The sequence below is a fragment of the Roseovarius gaetbuli genome (genome assembly GCF_900172365.1).
Classification (GTDB): domain Bacteria; phylum Pseudomonadota; class Alphaproteobacteria; order Rhodobacterales; family Rhodobacteraceae; genus Roseovarius; species Roseovarius gaetbuli.
Map to the genome: position 1 here is coordinate 27302 of NZ_FWFJ01000009.1, position 17718 is coordinate 45019.

Below are 17718 nucleotides of genomic sequence, written 5' to 3' on the forward strand. Positions count from 1 at the left end.
CTCCTTTGCGGAAATTAAGCGCTTACTCGGCCGGAAGGCGGCCTGCCTGTTTCCAACCGCCCTTGGATTCGGCGATAAGATCGAACCGGGCACTGGCATAGGCATCCAGACGGCCGGCACGCTGTGTCAGACGTTCCTGCAAGATGACCTCGGCATCGTCAAGGAACCCGCCACGGATCGCGGAATCGATTGTCAGCCGCTCGAACACGTCACGTTGGGCATGGCTGCCGCCGACAAGTTGCATGGATCGTCTTGCCCGTCCAAGGTTAAGAAACGCAGTCTTGTAGTCCCCTTCCCCGAAGGCCTCAAGCCCTGTTGCTGCCGATAGGCCGGGTGTTGCCAGCCGCGCTTGCATCTCGTCGGCGGTGGTGTTGCGGGCGTCGCGTTGCAGCCGCCCCATCATGCGTTTGACGGCCTCGGTTCGGTCGCCGCCGATAAGCGCCATCAGGTAATGCAGATCGGCAAACACAAGACAGGCATCTTCGGTGCGGCGCTCGGAAATATCGGCAAGCTCTTCCCAGCGATCGCCAACATTGATGCCGTCAAGTTCAAGCCGCATCAAAAGCGCGCTGCCGTTGGAAATATCGCGAAAATCGTCGGTTCTATCGCTGCGGATTTCGGTATCGTAAAGATCGAACACCGCGTCGATCTCGCCCTGATCAAGGTGCATCAGGGCCTTGTGCCACCACACGTGATAGCGAAAGTTGTTGCAATGCGCCCAGGCATGTTCGCGCCCGTCAAGCCAGCTTAGACCCGCGCGCGCATTGCCGGTCATGTCAAACACATGCGCCACCGCATGCAGCCCCCAGGCATCATCGGGCGACAGGCTCAACCCAAGGCGCCCGGCGGTTTCGGCGCGGCTATACTCGCCGGTTTCCTCAAGCGAAAACGCATGACAGCCAAACAGATAGCCGCGTGCCGGGTTCTTGGCGTCATAGGTTGGCAAAACCGCCTCGATCGAGGCCCGCATGCCTTTGCAATCCCCAAGGATAAACCGGGTGGCATGGCCGATCTTCATCGCCATCGCATCTTCTGGCCAGCGTGCAAGGATCGCTTCCATCTCTTGAATTGTCTGGCTTGGGCGCCCCTCAAGCCATGCGCCAAGGCCGCGCACAAAGCCCATCTCACGCTCGCTCGGCACCACGCGTTCGGCACCGATCAAAGCGGCTGCATAGGCCTCTTGTGCGGTATCCATAAGCTCTCGGCGTCCGAGCATCAAAAAGAACAGGCCCTTGACCGCATGGGCCATGGCAAATTCGGGGGCCTCTTTCAAAACCGTCCCAAGATGTTCAGGGGTGGTCGCGCCATGAGCAAGAAACGCCAGCACCATCTTGTCCCACGCCGCCGCGGCGATTGGCGATGATACGGTCACCTCGTACCCGAATTGATCATTACGCATGGCCCGATTTCCTTTCGGCAGTAAGTTCTTAATCAGCTAGCCCGCAATTTAACACGCCAGCAACACGCCGACTGCGGACCTCACCAATACGTTATCGAGTCTTTAACGAATGTGACGAGCAGCAGGCAGACATTCACGCATAAGTCGTCGCAAAATCGGCGCAAACCCGCCTAGCGAGAGTCTTCTTGGCAAGCGGTTGCCTTCAAATCACTCGGAAATGGCGGTTTTTGCGACATTTTCGAAAACGCCGTCCAGTTCTGTCGCCAATTCGCGCAGTGCTTCGCCGCCCTCATCGAAATAGGGGGTAAAGACCACGGTTGGGGTGCGGTAACTCAGGCTCGCGGTACCATCATCGTCTTCTGTCACATAGATGCGAATCGGCGCTTCGATGCCCGAGGCGACACTCGCGGCCAGCATACGGCGGGCGTAATCGTTGCGATAAAGCCCGAAGACCCGGTTGCCGGGTATCTCGTGGCCCTGCATGCGTGCGCCGTCGGATGCGCTTGCCTGGGTAACAATCGCGATGGGCGCACCTTTGACCGCGTCGCGCACCGCCTCGACCAGATCAGCGTAGGATTTACCCGTGTCATGCACCACCCAGCCGTCGCGCGGCTCAAGCGCCTGTGCGCTGCCTGCGGCCAAACCGAGAATCGCCAGAATGCTCATAAATCGTTGCATATCATTGCCCTCTCTTTCGCACCCATGGCTACTGCGGCGCGGGTCATGCGGCAAATCACTATGGTGAGAGTGCGGGTTACAGCCCGCGCTTGATCCGCGCCAGAACCTCGTCGGTGTCGGCGCCAATGCCGGGCGGCGCGCTGCGATAGCTCACCGGGGTGCGCGAAAACTTGAGCGGATTGCCCAAAAGGCGCACCTCGCCCTTGGCGGTCTGGGGCGCGGCAAGGGTCACGGTCATCTCGCGCGCCTTTGCCTGATCGGATTCAAGGGTTTGCTCGATCGTGTTGACCGGGCCGACCGGCACCTTGCGAAGCTCTAGCCCGGCGATGACATGGTTGGTGTCGCGCGCGCCGAGAATCTCGGCAATCTCGGGAACAAGGGTATCACGATGGGTCAGGCGCGCGCCATTGGTGGCAAACCGCGGGTCGCTGGCCCATTCGCCCCGGCCAAGATAGTCACAAAACCGCGCGAATTGGCTATCGTTGCCGACCGCGACGATGACATAGCCGTCGCGCGTCTCGAACACCTGATAGGGCACGATATTGGGGTGGGCATTGCCCGCCCGCGTCGGGGCCACGCCGGAGGTGAGGTAGTTAAGCCCCTGATTGACAAGCCAGGCCATGGTCGCATCGACAAGGGCGATGTCGATATGTTGCCCCTCGCCCGTCGCGTCGCGGTGGCGCAACGCCGCGAGGATGCCGACCGTCGCATACAGCCCGCAGACCACATCGGCGACGCCAACCCCGACCTTCATCGGCTCTTTGCCCGCCTCGCCGGTGATGCTCATGATGCCGCCAAAGCCCTGCGCCATGAGGTCATAACCGGGTTTGTCGCGGTTCGGGCCGGTCTGGCCAAAGCCGGAGATCGAGCAATAAACAAGCCCCGGATAGGCGGCGCAGAGCGTGTCGTGATCAAGCCCGTATTTCTTGAGCCCACCGGGTTTGAAATTCTCGATCACCACATCGGCGCGCCCGGCAAGATCAAAAAGCGCCTTTTGCGCTGCGGGATCGGTCAGGTCGAGCGCGACGGATTTCTTGTTGCGGTTCGAAGACATGAAATAGGCCGAAAGATCGGTCGGCTTACCCTCGCCATCAAGCGCAAACGGCGGGCCCCATGTGCGCGTGTCATCGCCACCGGGGCTTTCGATCTTGATCACCTCGGCGCCGAGATCGCCCATCAGTTGGGTTGAGGTCGGCCCCGCAAGAATGCGGCTGAGGTCAAGAACAACAAGTCCGTCAAGCGGTCCGGGCATGGGGGGCTCCTTAGATTCGGCCATCGTAAGACCCGCGATCAATTTCGGCGGCGATCACGGTAAAGGTATCGGCCTTTTGTGCCTCTTCCAGCGCGGCGCGCAATTCGGGCCGCGATCTTACGCTCACGCCATTGCCGCCAAAGGCCCGGCCAATCGCCGCAAAATCATGGTGGCCAAAATCGACCGCAAGATTGACCATCTGCCGCTCGCGCTGTTTCTTTTCGATCAGTGACAGGCTTGCGTCGACAAACACCACGAAGATCACCGGAAGCTCGAGCTCGGCCACGGTCGAAAGCTCGCCCGCGACCATCAAAAAGCCGGCATCGCCGGAAAAGCTTACCACGGGGCGGTCAGGCTCTGCGATCTTGGCGCCCATGGCCAGCGGCACGGCACAGCCCATGGTGCAGAGCGCGGTCGATTGCAAAAGCGCTTGCGGGGCGTAAGAGGTCCACATCTGCGACAAGAGAATGCGATGCGCGCCGCTGTCGCATGTGGCAATCGTGTTGGCGGGAAGGGTCGCGCGGGCCTCGGCGATCACGCCCGCCGCGCCCCAGTCATCGTCTTGCGGAAAGGCGTCGGCCAGAGCGGCGCGCACCGCCGCCGGTTCACCGCCGGGCCATGTTGCGCGCGGGGCAACACCGTCGCAAAGCGCGCGCAGGCTGGCACCGGAGTCGCCGACGATATTCATCGTCGCCTGATGCATGTACTGATGGTTCGCCACCGCCGCGATGTCGATCACGTTGACCTTGGCCGGGTCCCAGATCTCGCGCCAGCCGGGGCGCATTTCAATCGGATCATAGCCGACACAAAGGATAAGATCGGCGCGCTCGACCAAAGGCACGACAATGCCATCGGCCAGCGGCGACAGGCCCGCGCCGCCCATCGCCATGGCGTGGGTTTCGTCAATCAGGCCCTTGGCCTTGTAGGTGGTGATCACCGGAATGCCGTATTGTTCGGCCAGAGCGGCGATATCGGGACCGGCGCCCTCGTTCATCGCGTCAAGCCCGACGATCATCACCGGACGTTCGGCATCGGCCAGCCAGTCACGCGCACGGGCCAGACCCTCGCCCGGCGCGGGCACCATCACCTCGGCCATCGGACGACGGCGCAGGGTTGGCAGGGTCACGCGGGTGTCGGCGACACTGATCGGGACGTCAATATGCACCGGGCCGGGCCGCCCCTCAAGCGCGATGCCCATGGCCTTGTCGGCGATGATATCCGCGCCTTGGGCCGTCAGGCGAAAGGTGGCCTTGGTGATCGGGCGTAACACCGCCTCATGATCCAGAATCTGATGGGTATAGGTCAGCGCTTCATCGGCATCGACACAGCCCGACAACACGAAAAGCGGCACGCGATCCTGATGGGCGTTGGCAATCGCATTGACCCCGTTCAGAACCCCCGGCCCCAGCGTTGCAATCAGGATGCCCGGCGCACCGGTGCGGTGCCAGACGCCTTCGGCCATGAAGGCCGCCGCGTTTTCATGCCGCGCCAGGACGCATTCAATCCCGGCCCGCGAGAGCGCATCCATCACGGTCAGAACCTCGCCCCCCGGCATGCCGAATGCATGGCGACACCCGGCCTCGTACAAACGCCGCGCAAGGTAATCGGCGGCGCGATCGGCGGTCTGGTTGGCCTGTGTCACGGGGGCACTCCTTTGTCATTCTAGCCCACTTTCTGGCCGAGCAAGGGCCCAACCGCAAGCGCCTTTGGCGACAGTTTGACATGTGTTTACTGGAATTCCCCCTACCCAATGCCTAAATGTCGGGTTGAGGGATGTCGGCAAAACGCTTAATCACAAGGCTAATTCATTATCCAAGCCCAATCTAAGCCCATGCTTTTTCATCCGGGCGCAAGGACACCAAATGGCGAACCATCTCTATCAGAACGATCTGCCCGATGGGCTGGATCTTGGGCCTGTTGTGGCCATCGACTGTGAAACCATGGGGCTTCATCCGCATCGTGACCGGCTTTGCCTGGTTCAATTGTCCGGCGGGGATGGAAACGCCCATATGGTGCAGGTCGCCAAGGGCCAGACCAGCGCACCCAATCTGGCGGCGCTTCTGGAGAACCCGGAGGTTCTCAAGCTGTTTCACTATGGCCGGTTTGATATCGCGGCGATGTATAACGCATTTGGCGCGCTTGCGGCGCCGGTTTATTGCACCAAGATCGCCAGCAAACTGATCCGCACCTATACGGATCGGCATGGCCTCAGGTACCTGCTTCATGAATTGCTGAGCGTCGATATCTCGAAGCACCAGCAAACCTCGGACTGGGGCGCGCCCAAGCTGAGCGACGCACAACTTGATTATGCCGCCTCGGATGTCCTTTACCTGCACCGCCTGCGCGGGGCGCTTAATGTTCGGCTGGAACGTGAAGGTCGCATGGACCTTGCACAAAGCTGTTTTGATTTCCTTCCGGCGCGCGCGCAACTTGATCTTGTGGGATGGCCCGAGATCGACATTTTTTCCCACTGATGGCACGGGCAGATAACACCTATTCGCGGGTCGTTGCATGGATGAAGATCATCCTGCCGTTGGCGGCGCTTGGGTTGTTGTCAACTTTGTTCCTTCTGTCGCGGACCATCGACCCGACACAATCCGTGCCCATCGCGCAAATCGATATCGAGCTGCGGGCGCAGGAAATGGGGGCGACACGGCCAAGCTTTGCCGGGGTCACCCAACAGGGCGATGAAATCCTGTTCACCGCGCTTTCCGCCCGCCCCGAACGTGACGCGCCCGAAACGCTTTTGGCCGATACGGTCACGGCGCGACTGGCGCTTGTTGCCGGAACGGTCGTCGATATCACCTCGGCGCGTGCGGAAATGAACCAGAACGATCTGACCGCGACGCTCGACGGACAGGTCAATATCATAACCTCGACCGGGTATGTCGTGGATACGGATCGTCTTAATACCCGGCTCGATGCGGTCTATGCCGAGAGCCCGGGACCGGTCACCGCAGTCGGCGCAATCGGCACGATAGATGCCGGGCGCATGCTTTTGCATAACAACAGCGAGAGCAGAGCAGCGGAATTGCTTTTCACCGAGGGTGTCAAGCTGATATACTTACCGGATAATGCCAGGGAATGATGCGCGTGCACAGATTAATGACTTTAGCAGCCGGGCTTTTTGTGATGTGCCTGCCCATATTCGCCGCAGCGCAGGGTGCGCAGGTCGCCTTTGGCAGCAGCCAACAGGATCGCGACCTTCCTGTCGAGGTGACCGCAGACAATCTTAACGTCAATCAGAACGACGGCACTGCGGTTTTTACCGGCAACGTGGTGATCGGCCAGGGCGAAATGCGGCTTTCGGCGCCGCGGGTTCTCGTGGTTTACCTCAAGGATCAGAGCGGGATCGAAAGCCTTGAAGCGACCGGCGGCGTGACCCTTGTAAGCGGCCCCGATGCCGCCGAGGGTGAGCGCGCGGATTACAACATCACCACCGGCATCATCGAAATGAGCGGCAATGTCCTTTTGGTTCAGGGCGATAATGCGATCACCGGCGAAACCATGTATGTGGACACGACGGCAGGCACCGCGCGGGTCAGCGGCCGGGTCAAGACCGTGTTGCAGCCGCGGGCGAAACAATGACCACGCCCAACCTTACGCTGGCCCATGAAAGCACCGGCTTGCGGGTCGAGAACCTGCGCAAAAGCTATAAAAAGCGGGTCGTGATCCGCGATGTGTCGCTGACCCTGAAGCAAGGCGAGGTGGTTGCGCTTTTGGGGCCAAACGGGTCGGGCAAGACCACGACGTTTTACGCCATTGCCGGGCTCATCTATCCCGAAGGCGGGCATATCTTTATCGACGGGCGCGATGTGACCAACCTGCCGATGTATCGCCGGGCCAAGCTCGGGATTGGGTATCTGCCGCAGGAAATGTCGATTTTTCGCGGGCTGTCGGTAGAAGACAACATCATGGCGATCCTTGATATTTCCGAAAGTGACCGCCACAAGCGGCGCGAGCGGCTGGAAGAGCTGTTGTCGGAATTCTCGGTCGAGCATCTGCGCCGCGCGCCCGCGCTTGCCCTTTCGGGCGGTGAACGGCGGCGGGTCGAGATTGCGCGCTGTCTGGCAGCGAATCCAAGGTATCTCTTGCTCGACGAACCCTTTGCCGGGGTTGATCCGATTTCGGTTGGCGATATCCGCCATTTGGTGGCCGACCTGAAAAAACGCGGCATCGGTGTTCTGATCACCGACCACAATGTGCGCGAGACGCTGGAGATTGTCGATCGGGCTTACATTTTGCACGACGGCAAGGTTCTGATGTCCGGAAGCCCCAAGGATGTGGTCGAGAATGAAAACGTGCGCCGCGTCTATCTTGGCGACAATTTCCGCATTTCTTGACGCCGACCCTTTGATGCCGAAACCGGGTGTGATCCGCTCAATTTGAATTGACAAGACCGCCAGAAAGCGCGTCAATTGAATCATGACATGTGTTGAACTCGCGCTGTTCTTTGAATGGTCCCCGCAACAAGGGCCTGCTTTCGGACAATTTCAACTTATGTCGATTATCAGCATCCCGAGTTAGCACATGACTCGGCGCAGGCGCGCCGTGCTACTTGAGGTTTGTCAAATAAAGGAGACAAGATGCGTTACCAAATCAGCGGACGGCAGATCGATATCGGCGAAGCTCTTCAGGTGCATGTGAAAGAACAGCTTGGAACAGTTGTCGATAAATATACCGGGCGGCCGACCGATGCGAATGTATTCTTTTCCAAAACGGGCAGCGAATTTCAATGCGAAGCTATCGTGCATCTGTCCACCGGTCTGACCGCACAGGCCAACGGCAAGGCGCATGAAATCTACGCCGCGTTTGAAGCGTGCTGTGAAAAACTGGATAAGCAACTTCGCCGGTACAAGCGTCGTTTGAAGGACCACCATAAGGAGCGTCCGCAGCCGGTTGAACTCTCGGGTGCTTCCTCTTATATCCTCGCTTCAGACAGTGAGGGAACGGAATCAGAGCCTGACAGCCTGCAGCCGATCATCATCGCCGAGATGGAAACCAAGATTCCATCGCTTTCGGTTGGTGAGGCGGTCATGCAGATGGAACTAGCAGGTGCCCCGGTTCTGATCTTTCGCAACGAGGGCAAGGAATCGGTCAACGTCGTATATCGCCGGGAAGATGGCAATATAGGCTGGATTGATCCGTAAATTAGGGCAACGGGCGACAGAAGTCGCGTGTTTGAGCGGCACAGTTAATGGAAATACCTATGATTCTGGATCCTCAGGCCGTGCGTGCTCTGTCAGGTGTGACAAGCAAAAAGCGCCTTATGCAAGAGCTCGGCATGATCGCGGAAACCGCCTATGGCGTTCCCCATTCCGCCGCTGTCGAGGCGCTCTTGGAACGCGAAAGCCTTGGCCCAACCGGTGTGGGCCATGGCGTCGCTCTTCCACATGCCCGCCTTGAAGGGCTTGACCATGTGGTCGGCGTTTTGGTGGTGCTCGACAAGCCGATTGATTTCGATTCCGTTGATCGTCAGCCGGTCGACCTTGCGTTCGCGCTTTTCGCCCCGATTGATGCCGGGGTTGAACACCTCAAGGCGCTTGCGCTTGTCTCGAGGACCCTTCGGGACGCCTCGCTTTGCGCTAAATTGCGCGCCAATAGCGATCCCGTCACGCTCTACACCATCGTGACCGAGGCGCAGGCGGTTCAGGCTGCCTGATCCATAGGCCAACGCCTCAGGCCCAGCGACCAAATCCGAACGTCATGTAATCGCGCTGATAAACATCGCGCGTCAGGGTCTCGATCTCGTCATCGTAAATCTCGGAGAGATCAAACGGGCTATCCCCCGGCGCTTGCGGCGGCACCGGTGGCTTGGCATAGCCCACCTGACGCGCCATAGCGGCAAGATAGCCTTTGATTTCGGTTTCTCGGATGACCATGTCGGGCGACCCGAACTGCGCCATCCCCTCCAGAACCGAGGACTGCGTGGCCCAATGCGCATCGACCCGAATGCCGGTCTGACCAGATAGATTGGCCTTGAGAAAGGTCAAAAACGCAACAAAGGCCTCGCGGTGAGCGCGCCGGTCATAGGTCTCATCAAGTTCACCGCCGGGCAGAGGCAGCTTGTGAAAATTGCGTAGCGTCTTACGGATATCGCGATAGCACCCCGGTCCCTTGATCAGGATCTTGTTGCAGAAGGCCGCATGCGCGCGCGCCACCGGATGGCGCAGAACCGTAAAGCGGCGATGCCCCGGTTTGCGCCGCATCCACTGGCGCAGCGCCTTTTGATTGAGCTTGGTCGGCAAGGTATCCGGCGGCACGCCGTCAAGCGCCGCAAGCCACTTCTGCACTTCGATCTCGGGGCCAGAGCGCACCGGCATGTAAAGCAGCGCCGCCTTTGCCGCACTGACAAAGCCCGGAACGGCGGCCCCGCGACGCGGCTCGAAATTGGGGGTCCGCGTCAGGTTGAACGTGTCCAACCCCGCAAGCGCGTGCTCCATCTCGTTGAAATTGGAAACCTTGTCTTCAAGCCCACTTGGGTTTTGCTTTTTCAGAGAATCGTCAAGCGCGTCCAGAACCGTCGCGCAGCCAAGATAACGCGCCAGCCCGTTCATTACCTCAAGGTTTTGCAGATCATCATAGGCCACGTAGAACGCGGTCTGCCCGCTGGCCTGTAGCCGGTTCAAAAGGAACACCTGAAATTCCTGAAGCCGCCCGACATGGCGTTCAAATTCCATGCCGTCAAAGGCGATCTTGCTATCGCGACGCCGCTTAACGTTGGTCAGCTTCCACTGCCCCGTGGCCTGAGCAATTTTCCACGACACATAGCTATCGACCGGGTTCCGGGTCAGCACGATCTTGGCACAGCGCGGATCGTCCAGCACGATATCAAGCACCCTTGGATCGTGATCATGGAAGAACCGAAAGCCGCCAATGCCGTCGGACCGGGCTTTGATCGCTTCGATCAACCGCCCCGGATCGCCATCGCGCATCGCCTGCGTCACCTCCAAAACCTCGGTCTTGTTCGGATAGGCGATGAAATGCGGGTTGAACGCCTCGCCATGGCATTCAATGCCGTCAAAGGCGTTCAGGTTGCTTTCAAGAAAGTTCGATCCTGTGCGCATTTCTGCAAACACGACGAAATAGTCAAACGGGGCTGTCATCAATATTTACCGCACGAGATAAGGTTTGCGCTGGTTCTGCTGTGGTTCGTGCAGCCTGTGCTCGACCGGGAAATCACCCATAAGATAGGGGTGCATGCCCTGGTTTTTGAGGTTCTGAAGAAATTGCCCAAAGCCGCTTAGGTCGGTCATGCGCGGCACTTCGGCCAGGCCACGCAGGTTTTGCTGGCCAATTTCGTCGATGATCGTTTGCAGCGGCTCCATCGGGGCTTCGATAAATTCGGCCATGGTCCAGATTCGCACCCGCGCCTTTGTCCATTGCGAGCGCAACACCTCAAGGTGCTTGCTTTCAACCCGTTGCAACAGGGCCGCCTCGCGCCGGATGTCGGAAAAATTGCTGTTGGATTTGAAAAGCGGCACGGCCCAGGCACCGGAAATTACCGAAATCTGGGCGTTGGGATCCTTGGCAATTTCCCATTCGATCTTTTGCATGTCGCGCGGGCCGAATTGAAAACACTGGCGTTCGCCGCGTGTGTTCCAGATCAGGCTGGCCAAAAACGCACGCGGATTATAATCGCGCAAAGCGGCGCTATCGCTGAGCGCGCCATTCATCACCGTTTGGCCTTCGGAAAACGCGGCACGCTCTGGCGCAAAAAGGTGGCCGTGCACACGCATGCCTGTCATCTTGGCCAACCACGGCTCGAAGTTTTCAAACAGGTCAGAGAACCCTTCGAACACCGAATATTGCGCACAGGTCAGACCGTTTTCTCGATTTTCAACCGGGAACCGGCTTTGCATGTATAGGCCGGGGCGCCCGCGCGTGCGCCGCTCGACCGCCTTGGCGAAAATGCGGTCAATCTTGCCGGGGTTCGGTTCGGTCCGGTTCATCGCGCCGGCCTGATCGGTCAAAAACGCCTGATACAGACGATCGGCAAACGGCCAGATCTTGCGCGCGACAAAGCAATCCGACCGGCGCAAGAGTTGCAGGTGGTCGTCATAGAAAATATGCGGCTTGCCCTGATAGTCGAATTTCGAAAGCGTCAGGGACCGGCTTTCGATCTGGCGCGAATATTGCCGGACCAGCGTCTGGAAGTAGCTTTCATCGGGAATCCAGACCTTGCTGAAGTAGCGGTCATAGGTGTCGCGTTCGGGGTCCTGAAGAATGGCCGAGAGGGTTTGACGCGTCAGGCACCACCACTGGCTTCCCATATGGGGGACGATGCCGTTGGGGATGCGCCGTTTGAACCGCAAGATGCGCTGAAGCGCGACGTATTTATCGAATAAATAACGTTGGTTGCGCCATGAAAACGGAAACCGCAGGGTAAAACGTTCCTGATCAAGGCCGCCCATCGTCCAGGGCACATCGGCGGTGGTGGCGGATTCGATGAAATCGGTATGCGGGCGTTTGGCAAGGTAATCGATCAGCTCTTGCACCGGGCGCAGCGGCAGGCAGGAGCCCGATGCAAGATAGACGTGGCGCACATCGGCAAAGTCACGAAGCATGATTTTCGCCGCATCCTGTGTCGCGGCCACAAGGCCCCAGGTGCCCCATTCACAACGATGCCGCTTGGCAAACCGCACATCCGGCATATCGGACAACGCGTTCACAAAGGCATCATAGGTTTTGCGCGGCACGGCCTTGTCGACATGGATTACCAGCGGACAGCCCGCAGCCGCCCAGTGGCGCGCCACCTGTTCGGCGCGGCCAAAGGCGGTATGGACCAGCATGATGATCCCGACACCCATGATTTACTGCCCTTCCCTCACGCCCAGTTCCCCTTGGACATAAGGCCAAGGATCTCTAGCTGACGCCAGTTTATATATTTTTCTGACCATTTGCACCAAAGCTCTGGGTTTTCCTGAACGGTTCTTGCGTAGGCCTTGTATTCCACACTGGCCGAATAATGCTGTCGGCGGGTTAATTCCTCGGCGGCTTTGGCGGTAAACGTGTCAAGAAACTTGGCGTGAAGCAGTATCCCGCTCGCCTTTTCCCCACCCCATTCATCATAGGTCAGGTTAAGCCCGCGCGGCAAAAGCATGTGGGTCGAGCTTTCATAGGCATATCGCCGGTCCCATTTGACCAATGGCGTTTTGTTCAAAGCCGGGGCCTTTTTCGGAGCGTCGGGAAAGAACACCCGCGCCCGTGGACCGCCCTGAATCCAGACATTGCCGTAAAACTTGTTCTTCGCGATCACGTAATTGCCGGGATCAAACCAGGCGGCAATTTCAAGCGGGTTTTGCCCGGCCTGATAGGGCACCGCATCAATCCGCCCCTTGGGGTACATATCCAAGAGCATGGCGCCAAAGGATTTGACCTGACTGGTATCAAGCCAGTCGGTCAGGGCCCGGATCGGGCGCGTATCGCAAAACGGATAGACAAAGAATTCGTCGGCATCGACCACAAGAGTCCAGTGGCCATGGCCGTATTTCTGTTGCAGCCAGTTCAGCCAATCGACCCCAAAACGCGACCGCTTATAGCTTGATTTGGTGGACCAGAGCGACACGTCATCCTGTTGCGCCAAATACTCGGCGCCGCCATCGGTGCTGTCATTATCGACGATCAGGAAATGCGAGACGCCCATGTCGCGATAATATTTCAGGAAATACGGCAACCGGATATGTTCATCGCGCAGCGTGGAAAACAAAAGGATATCACCGGGGCGTATCTTTTCCGTGCGGTTGGCAACCGGTGTCAGCGAGAAATGCTTGCGATACGCACGTGCTTTCGCCCGCTTTCGCCGCAGCCGCATCCGATAAGACTGCCACACACCCAAAGAGTTCGCCCCCTGTTAAACGCTTGTCATCGCCAAACACTATCTCAGGGCAATTAATACAATCTTTTTTCCGCCTAATCTTTGGCAAAAATACAAATTGTTGCCAAATCAGACAAAAACTGGTGTCTGGCCCAGCGCGCCACGGTTTCGTTTAGCGCGGCGAACGCTTGGCCAGAATACGCTGAAGCGTGCGGCGGTGCATGTTCAGGCGACGCGCGGTTTCGCTTACGTTGCGATCACAAAGCTCATAGACCCGCTGAATATGTTCCCAGCGCACGCGATCCGCGCTCATCGGGTTTTCCGGGGGCGGCGGCAATTCATCACCGGTGGCCAGCAGCGCGTTGGTGATATCCGTGGCGTCAGCAGGTTTTGAGAGATAATCCGTCGCGCCGATCTTGACCGCGGCAACTGCGGTGGCAATCGCGCCATAGCCAGTCAAGACCACGATCCGGCTATCAGGGCGCTTTTCACGGATGATTTCGACCACATCAAGGCCGTTGCCATCCTCAAGCCGCAAGTCGCATACCGCATAGGCGGGCGGTCTTGCGGTGGCAATCGCGCGCCCTGCGGCCACCGATCCGGCGGTTTCAACCTCAAAGCCGCGCTTTTCCATGGCCTTGGCCAACCGTTTCAGAAACGGTTCATCGTCATCCAACAACAGAAGCGTTTTGTCCTCACCAATATCATGCTGGTCCTCGGCCATCCCGTTCCTCCTGTTGCGCGCAATCCCTAGAAAGGTTCTAGCCCGCGCTTTTGCCTGCGTCAAACAAACGCAATGCTTTAGCTTGCATCAATAAAACATTGAATGCGATCAGCCATTTGTTCGGCGGTGGCATCGCGGCGGAAAAACTCGACAAAGCCATGCTCGGGCAAGGTCAGGTATGACATGGTCGAGTGATCGACGAGATAGAGATCCTCTTCACCCTCGGCGGGCTTTTGCGCCTGGTAAAACGTGCGGTATGCCTTGCTTGCCGCCTTGACCTGTTCCGACGATCCGGTCAGGCCAAGCATGCGGGGGTGCAAATAATCCGTGAACTCGGCAAGCATCTCGGGGGTGTCGCGCTCGGGGTCAATCGAGATAAAGACCGGCTTTACCATCTTGCCCCGGCTTTCCAGAACGTCCACCGCCTCGGCATTGCGGGCGGCATCAAGCGGGCAGACATCGGGACAGAAGGTATAGCCAAAATAGATCAGCGCAGGTTGGTCGATCACATCCTTGTCGGTCACCGTCTTGCCAGTCTCATCAACAAGGGTAAACGACCCGCCGATCTGTCCGGCACCCCCGGCCACACTTGAGGCACGGCATTGCGCGAACTGATCATCATCGCCGCCAAGCATCTTCATGTAATAGGTCACGCCAAGCAACAAAATCACGGCGGCCGTGGCAACAATGGCAATCAGGCGGGGCATCGGGATTTCCTTGCGTTAGGGGGCGTTGGGTGCAACTTTCAGCATATCTAACATTCCCTTCCCCGCATGCAATGGGACGCAATCGCACATATGGTTGATCACACCGCCGCCCCCTTCAAATCACGCCAGAGCGGAAGCTGGATCAGACTTCGCACGCTGGTGCTTTTGCGCTGGTGGGCGATTGTCGGCCAGGCAAGTGCGCTGATCATCGCCGAGCGGTTTTACGACCTTAACCTTGAAATCGGCCTGTGTTTTCTGGTGATCGGCGTTTCCATCGTCAGCAACCTTGTCGCCGCCTTTGTTTTTGCCGAGAACAAGCGCCTGTCCGAACAGGACACGCTCTTGGTGGTTCTGTTCGACATGCTGCAACTTGGGTTGCTGTTGTATCTGACCGGCGGGTTGAACAACCCGTTTTCCATTCTGATCGTGGGGCCGGTCACGGTCTCTGCCTCGGCGCTTTCATCGCGCTCAACCGCGTTTCTGGGATTGATGGCGATCCTTATCGTGTCGGTCCTGATGCAGTTTTACCTGCCACTGCGCACCGAACAGGGGTTTATCCTTCGGGTGCCGGATGTTTTTCGCTTTGGCAATTGGGTTGCGATTGTGATCGCGGTGATCTTTCTTGGTGTCTATTCCCGCTGGATCGTGCAGGAAATGCAGGGCATGTCGGATGCCTTGCAGGCCACGCAAATGGCACTGGCGCGCGAACAAAAGCTGACTGATCTCGGCGGTGTTGTTGCCGCCGCCGCGCATGAGCTTGGCACGCCTCTGGCGACGATCAAACTTGCCAGCGCCGAACTGGCAGAGGAGCTTTGTGATAGCCCCGACTTGCGCGAGGATGCGCTTTTGATTGTCGCTCAGACCGATCGCTGTCGCGATATCCTGCGCTCGATGGGGCGAGCCGGCAAAGACGATCTGCACCTACGGACCGCTCCCCTCACTGCGCTTGTCGAAGAGGCGGCAGAGCCCCATGTGGACCGTGGTAAACACATTCATTTTGACCATGCTGCGGGCGAGGGCGATATCATGTCTCAACCCAACGTTCTGCGCCGACCAGAAGTCGTTCACGGGCTGCGCAATCTTATCCAGAACGCGGTTGATTTCGCGCGCGAGAATGTCTGGGTTGAATCAAGCTGGACCGACGACACCATCACCCTTCGGATCATGGATGACGGGCGCGGATATCCGCCGCATCTTTTGGGCCGGATCGGTGATCCGTTCATGCGCCGCCGTGCACCCGCAGGTGACCCCCAACGCCCCGGTTACGAAGGGATGGGCCTTGGGCTTTTCATCGCCAAAACGCTGCTTGAGCGCTCTGGCGCGGACCTTAGCTTTGCCAATGGATCGGAGTCGTTCAAATCACAGCAAAGCCATGCGGCCCGCACCGGCGCCTTTGTCGAAGTGACGTGGAATCGGGACGCCATCGCGGCACCGTCCGGGGCAGAATCAACCGCTCTGGGCCAAAATCAGCCCTTTAAAGCCTGAAAAACAGCGGGCTTTCGCGCGCGCGGACCGTCATTAAGGCGGTCTTAACCAGTTTCGTTAAAGTTTGACCGACTCCTGAAACAAAAGGTGCAGCATGGTCAATCTAACTGTTTCAAATTCTGTCATCCTTGGCGGCCTAGTGGTCGTGTTTTCCTTTGCCGTGCTCTGGCTGATCGGAATGTCCCGGACCACTCAGAGCAACAGGGGCGTCGCGCAAGAACATGCGGTGCGCTCAAACAGCTTCCTGTTTCGCGACGAAGAGCTTGTCGACCATGATGCGGATACAATGCCTCTGCCGAAGGCGAAAACCGAGGATGGAAGCGACTGGCAACGCATGAGAAGCTGGCTTGGGTTTCGCTTTTCGGGCCTGCCGGAGCGGCTTGGTGACCTGACCGCTGATCTTGAGATCGAAAGCAATACCGACGGTTTGAAATCACGGCTTGAAATTTCGCTTGGCAAAAAGGCGGTCCATCTTACGCTGAGTGAGCCGGTTACGCCCGATTCCGTCGCTCTGCACGAAACCCTGCGCCAACAGGCCCTTTTGCAAGGACGGTCCGACGCAATCGACGCTGCCCCCATGCCGGTTTGGGCGACCGACAAAGACGGCAATGTCATTTGGGAAAATCTGGCTAGCGAAGCGCTGAGCGATGATCACAAGCAGCAGATGCTTTTGGCACTTGGCGATACCCCCGAGGCGGCCCTTACGACATCGAAACGGGTGTCGCTGGAAAACCCCGACGGTCCCTCTGACCTCTGGTATGATCTCAAGGCCATCGGCTCTGACGTCGGCGCGCTACATTATGCTGCGGACATTACCCGCATCATCCGCGCCGAAACCATTCAACGTGAATTTGTCCAGACGCTGGCCAAAACCTTTGCCGACCTGACAACCGGACTTGCGGTGTTTGATCGCAGCAAGAATCTTGCGCTGTTCAATCCCGCGCTGATCGACCTTACCGGGCTTTCCCCCGAATTCCTGAGCGCGCGGCCCAGCCTGATCAGCTTTTTTGACACCCTGCGTGACCGTCAGGTGATGCCAGAGCCGAAAAACTATGCCAGCTGGCGCAGCCAGATCAACGATATGGTCAAAACCGCCGCCGGGGGTCTCTATCAAGAGGTCTGGAGCCTGCCATCAGGCCAGACTTACCGCGTCACTGGCCGTCCGCATCCCGATGGCGCCGTTGCTTTCCTGTTCGAGGATATCTCCGTCGAAATTCTCGCCACGCGTCGGCACCGCATGCAATTGGATCTGCGCCAAACGGTTCTGGATCAACTTGATGAAGGGGTCGCGGTACTGTCCGCCGAGAACCGCCTGATGTTCTGTAACAAGACGCTTGGCGCGCTTTTGGGCATCGACCCGGATGGAAGCTTTGCCGATATGGGCCTTTCCGATCTTTTGGCTGCGTGCCACCGCCGTTACCCCGATGTTGGGCTCTGGGCCGAGGTCGAAGAAAAGATCACCCGCAAATCGCTAAGCAGCCCGATTATCGATACGGTTGGCCGCCCCGGTGGTGATGGGGCGACCTGTCGGGTCATGCCGCTTGGTGGCGGATTGACGATGGTCTGTCTGACGCAGATCGTTGCGGAAATTTCCGGCATGACCACCGCCGATCTGACCTGATCGCGGTTGCGGGCAGGCGTGGCGCGTGTAGTGTC

The 17718-nt window shown here is 58.6% G+C and carries 17 protein-coding genes; 8 read left to right on the plus strand and 9 right to left on the minus strand.

Annotation, left to right across the window (positions count from 1 at the left end; all coding sequences use genetic code 11):
- Positions 1-22: 22 nt before the first annotated feature.
- The 4 genes from ROG8370_RS06455 to ROG8370_RS06470 all read right to left on the minus strand — a co-directional run bounded on the left by ROG8370_RS06455 (position 23) and on the right by ROG8370_RS06470 (position 4971).
- Positions 23-1399 (minus strand): tetratricopeptide repeat protein, encoded by a 1377-nt coding sequence (locus tag ROG8370_RS06455; RefSeq protein WP_085826262.1) that lies wholly within the window; start codon positions 1397-1399, stop codon positions 23-25.
- Between the two features lie 207 nt (positions 1400-1606).
- Positions 1607-2077 carry a DUF302 domain-containing protein gene (locus ROG8370_RS06460; protein ID WP_085826263.1) on the minus strand — a complete coding sequence of 157 codons (471 nt, stop codon included), beginning with the start codon at positions 2075-2077 and terminating at the stop codon, positions 1607-1609.
- 76 nt (positions 2078-2153) lie between these two features.
- The gene (locus tag ROG8370_RS06465) at positions 2154-3329 is read right to left on the minus strand and encodes a CaiB/BaiF CoA transferase family protein (protein ID WP_085826346.1); all 1176 of its coding nucleotides are present in this window, start codon (positions 3327-3329) and stop codon (positions 2154-2156) included.
- 10 nt (positions 3330-3339) lie between these two features.
- Positions 3340-4971: a thiamine pyrophosphate-binding protein gene (locus tag ROG8370_RS06470; protein WP_085826264.1), complete on the minus strand. Its 1632-nt coding sequence runs from the start codon at positions 4969-4971 to the stop codon at positions 3340-3342.
- Between the two features lie 220 nt (positions 4972-5191).
- On the opposite strand from ROG8370_RS06470, the gene ROG8370_RS06475 reads away from it, so the two are divergent.
- The 6 genes from ROG8370_RS06475 (at position 5192) to ROG8370_RS06500 (ending at position 8991) form a co-directional block, all read left to right on the plus strand.
- Positions 5192-5803, plus strand: coding sequence for a ribonuclease D (locus ROG8370_RS06475; RefSeq protein WP_085826265.1), 612 nt, complete (start codon positions 5192-5194; stop codon positions 5801-5803).
- A complete protein-coding gene (gene lptC / locus ROG8370_RS06480; protein ID WP_085826266.1) occupies positions 5803-6417 on the plus strand; it encodes an LPS export ABC transporter periplasmic protein LptC in 615 nt (204 codons plus the stop codon). The genes ROG8370_RS06475 and lptC overlap by 1 nt, the downstream gene beginning before the upstream one ends.
- Before the next feature lie 44 nt (positions 6418-6461).
- On the plus strand, positions 6462-6917 hold the full coding sequence (lptA, locus tag ROG8370_RS06485; RefSeq protein WP_245827232.1) for a lipopolysaccharide transport periplasmic protein LptA: 456 nt from the start codon (positions 6462-6464) through the stop codon (positions 6915-6917).
- Entirely contained in the window at positions 6914-7672 is a 759-nt protein-coding gene (gene lptB, locus ROG8370_RS06490; protein ID WP_085826268.1) for an LPS export ABC transporter ATP-binding protein, read from the plus strand. The genes lptA and lptB overlap by 4 nt, the downstream gene beginning before the upstream one ends.
- Positions 7673-7915: 243 nt before the next feature.
- Positions 7916-8479: a ribosome hibernation-promoting factor, HPF/YfiA family gene (gene hpf, locus ROG8370_RS06495; protein WP_085826269.1), complete on the plus strand. Its 564-nt coding sequence runs from the start codon at positions 7916-7918 to the stop codon at positions 8477-8479.
- 47 nt (positions 8480-8526) lie between these two features.
- A complete protein-coding gene (locus ROG8370_RS06500; RefSeq protein ID WP_085826270.1) occupies positions 8527-8991 on the plus strand; it encodes a PTS sugar transporter subunit IIA in 465 nt (154 codons plus the stop codon).
- Positions 8992-9007: 16 nt separating this feature from the next.
- Here ROG8370_RS06500 and ROG8370_RS06505 read toward each other — a convergent pair whose 3' ends face one another.
- The 5 genes from ROG8370_RS06505 to ROG8370_RS06525 form a co-directional block, all read right to left on the minus strand.
- The gene (locus tag ROG8370_RS06505) at positions 9008-10435 is read right to left on the minus strand and encodes a sulfotransferase family 2 domain-containing protein (protein ID WP_085826271.1); all 1428 of its coding nucleotides are present in this window, start codon (positions 10433-10435) and stop codon (positions 9008-9010) included.
- 6 nt (positions 10436-10441) lie between these two features.
- Complete coding sequence (locus tag ROG8370_RS06510; RefSeq protein WP_085826272.1) at positions 10442-12139, minus strand: DUF5927 domain-containing protein; 1698 nt, start codon at positions 12137-12139, stop codon at positions 10442-10444.
- 17 nt (positions 12140-12156) lie between these two features.
- Positions 12157-13143 (minus strand): glycosyltransferase family 2 protein, encoded by a 987-nt coding sequence (locus ROG8370_RS06515; protein WP_085826273.1) that lies wholly within the window; start codon positions 13141-13143, stop codon positions 12157-12159.
- Positions 13144-13318: 175 nt separating this feature from the next.
- Positions 13319-13870 carry an ActR/PrrA/RegA family redox response regulator transcription factor gene (locus tag ROG8370_RS06520; protein WP_085826274.1) on the minus strand — a complete coding sequence of 184 codons (552 nt, stop codon included), beginning with the start codon at positions 13868-13870 and terminating at the stop codon, positions 13319-13321.
- Positions 13871-13947: 77 nt separating this feature from the next.
- Entirely contained in the window at positions 13948-14577 is a 630-nt protein-coding gene (locus ROG8370_RS06525) for an SCO family protein (protein ID WP_085826275.1), read from the minus strand.
- 90 nt (positions 14578-14667) lie between these two features.
- On the opposite strand from ROG8370_RS06525, the gene regB reads away from it, so the two are divergent.
- Together regB and ROG8370_RS06535 are read left to right on the plus strand one after the other, a co-directional pair.
- On the plus strand, positions 14668-16062 hold the full coding sequence (regB, locus tag ROG8370_RS06530; RefSeq protein WP_139838061.1) for a sensor histidine kinase RegB: 1395 nt from the start codon (positions 14668-14670) through the stop codon (positions 16060-16062).
- Positions 16063-16156: 94 nt separating this feature from the next.
- Positions 16157-17683, plus strand: a complete 1527-nt coding sequence (locus tag ROG8370_RS06535) for a PAS-domain containing protein (protein WP_085826277.1) — start codon at positions 16157-16159, stop codon at positions 17681-17683.
- Positions 17684-17718 lie beyond the last annotated feature (35 nt).

Excerpts from the sequence above, each read along its gene's own strand:
- ROG8370_RS06535 (WP_085826277.1), top strand. The coding sequence starts at position 16,157 with ATGGTCAATCTAACTGTTTCAAATTCTGTCATCCTTGGCGGCCTAGTG.
- ROG8370_RS06500 (WP_085826270.1), top strand. The coding sequence starts at position 8,527 with ATGGAAATACCTATGATTCTGGATCCTCAGGCCGTGCGTGCTCTGTCA.
- lptC (WP_085826266.1), top strand. The coding sequence starts at position 5,803 with ATGGCACGGGCAGATAACACCTATTCGCGGGTCGTTGCATGGATGAAG.
- ROG8370_RS06505 (WP_085826271.1), bottom strand. The coding sequence starts at position 10,435 with ATGACAGCCCCGTTTGACTATTTCGTCGTGTTTGCAGAAATGCGCACA.
- ROG8370_RS06455 (WP_085826262.1), bottom strand. The coding sequence starts at position 1,399 with ATGCGTAATGATCAATTCGGGTACGAGGTGACCGTATCATCGCCAATC.
- ROG8370_RS06510 (WP_085826272.1), bottom strand. The coding sequence starts at position 12,139 with ATGGGTGTCGGGATCATCATGCTGGTCCATACCGCCTTTGGCCGCGCC.
- lptB (WP_085826268.1), top strand. The coding sequence starts at position 6,914 with ATGACCACGCCCAACCTTACGCTGGCCCATGAAAGCACCGGCTTGCGG.
- ROG8370_RS06475 (WP_085826265.1), top strand. The coding sequence starts at position 5,192 with ATGGCGAACCATCTCTATCAGAACGATCTGCCCGATGGGCTGGATCTT.
- ROG8370_RS06525 (WP_085826275.1), bottom strand. The coding sequence starts at position 14,577 with ATGCCCCGCCTGATTGCCATTGTTGCCACGGCCGCCGTGATTTTGTTG.
- lptA (WP_245827232.1), top strand. The coding sequence starts at position 6,462 with ATGTGCCTGCCCATATTCGCCGCAGCGCAGGGTGCGCAGGTCGCCTTT.
- ROG8370_RS06460 (WP_085826263.1), bottom strand. The coding sequence starts at position 2,077 with ATGCAACGATTTATGAGCATTCTGGCGATTCTCGGTTTGGCCGCAGGC.
- hpf (WP_085826269.1), top strand. The coding sequence starts at position 7,916 with ATGCGTTACCAAATCAGCGGACGGCAGATCGATATCGGCGAAGCTCTT.
- ROG8370_RS06465 (WP_085826346.1), bottom strand. The coding sequence starts at position 3,329 with ATGCCCGGACCGCTTGACGGACTTGTTGTTCTTGACCTCAGCCGCATT.
- regB (WP_139838061.1), top strand. The coding sequence starts at position 14,668 with ATGGTTGATCACACCGCCGCCCCCTTCAAATCACGCCAGAGCGGAAGC.
- ROG8370_RS06515 (WP_085826273.1), bottom strand. The coding sequence starts at position 13,143 with ATGCGGCTGCGGCGAAAGCGGGCGAAAGCACGTGCGTATCGCAAGCAT.
- ROG8370_RS06520 (WP_085826274.1), bottom strand. The coding sequence starts at position 13,870 with ATGGCCGAGGACCAGCATGATATTGGTGAGGACAAAACGCTTCTGTTG.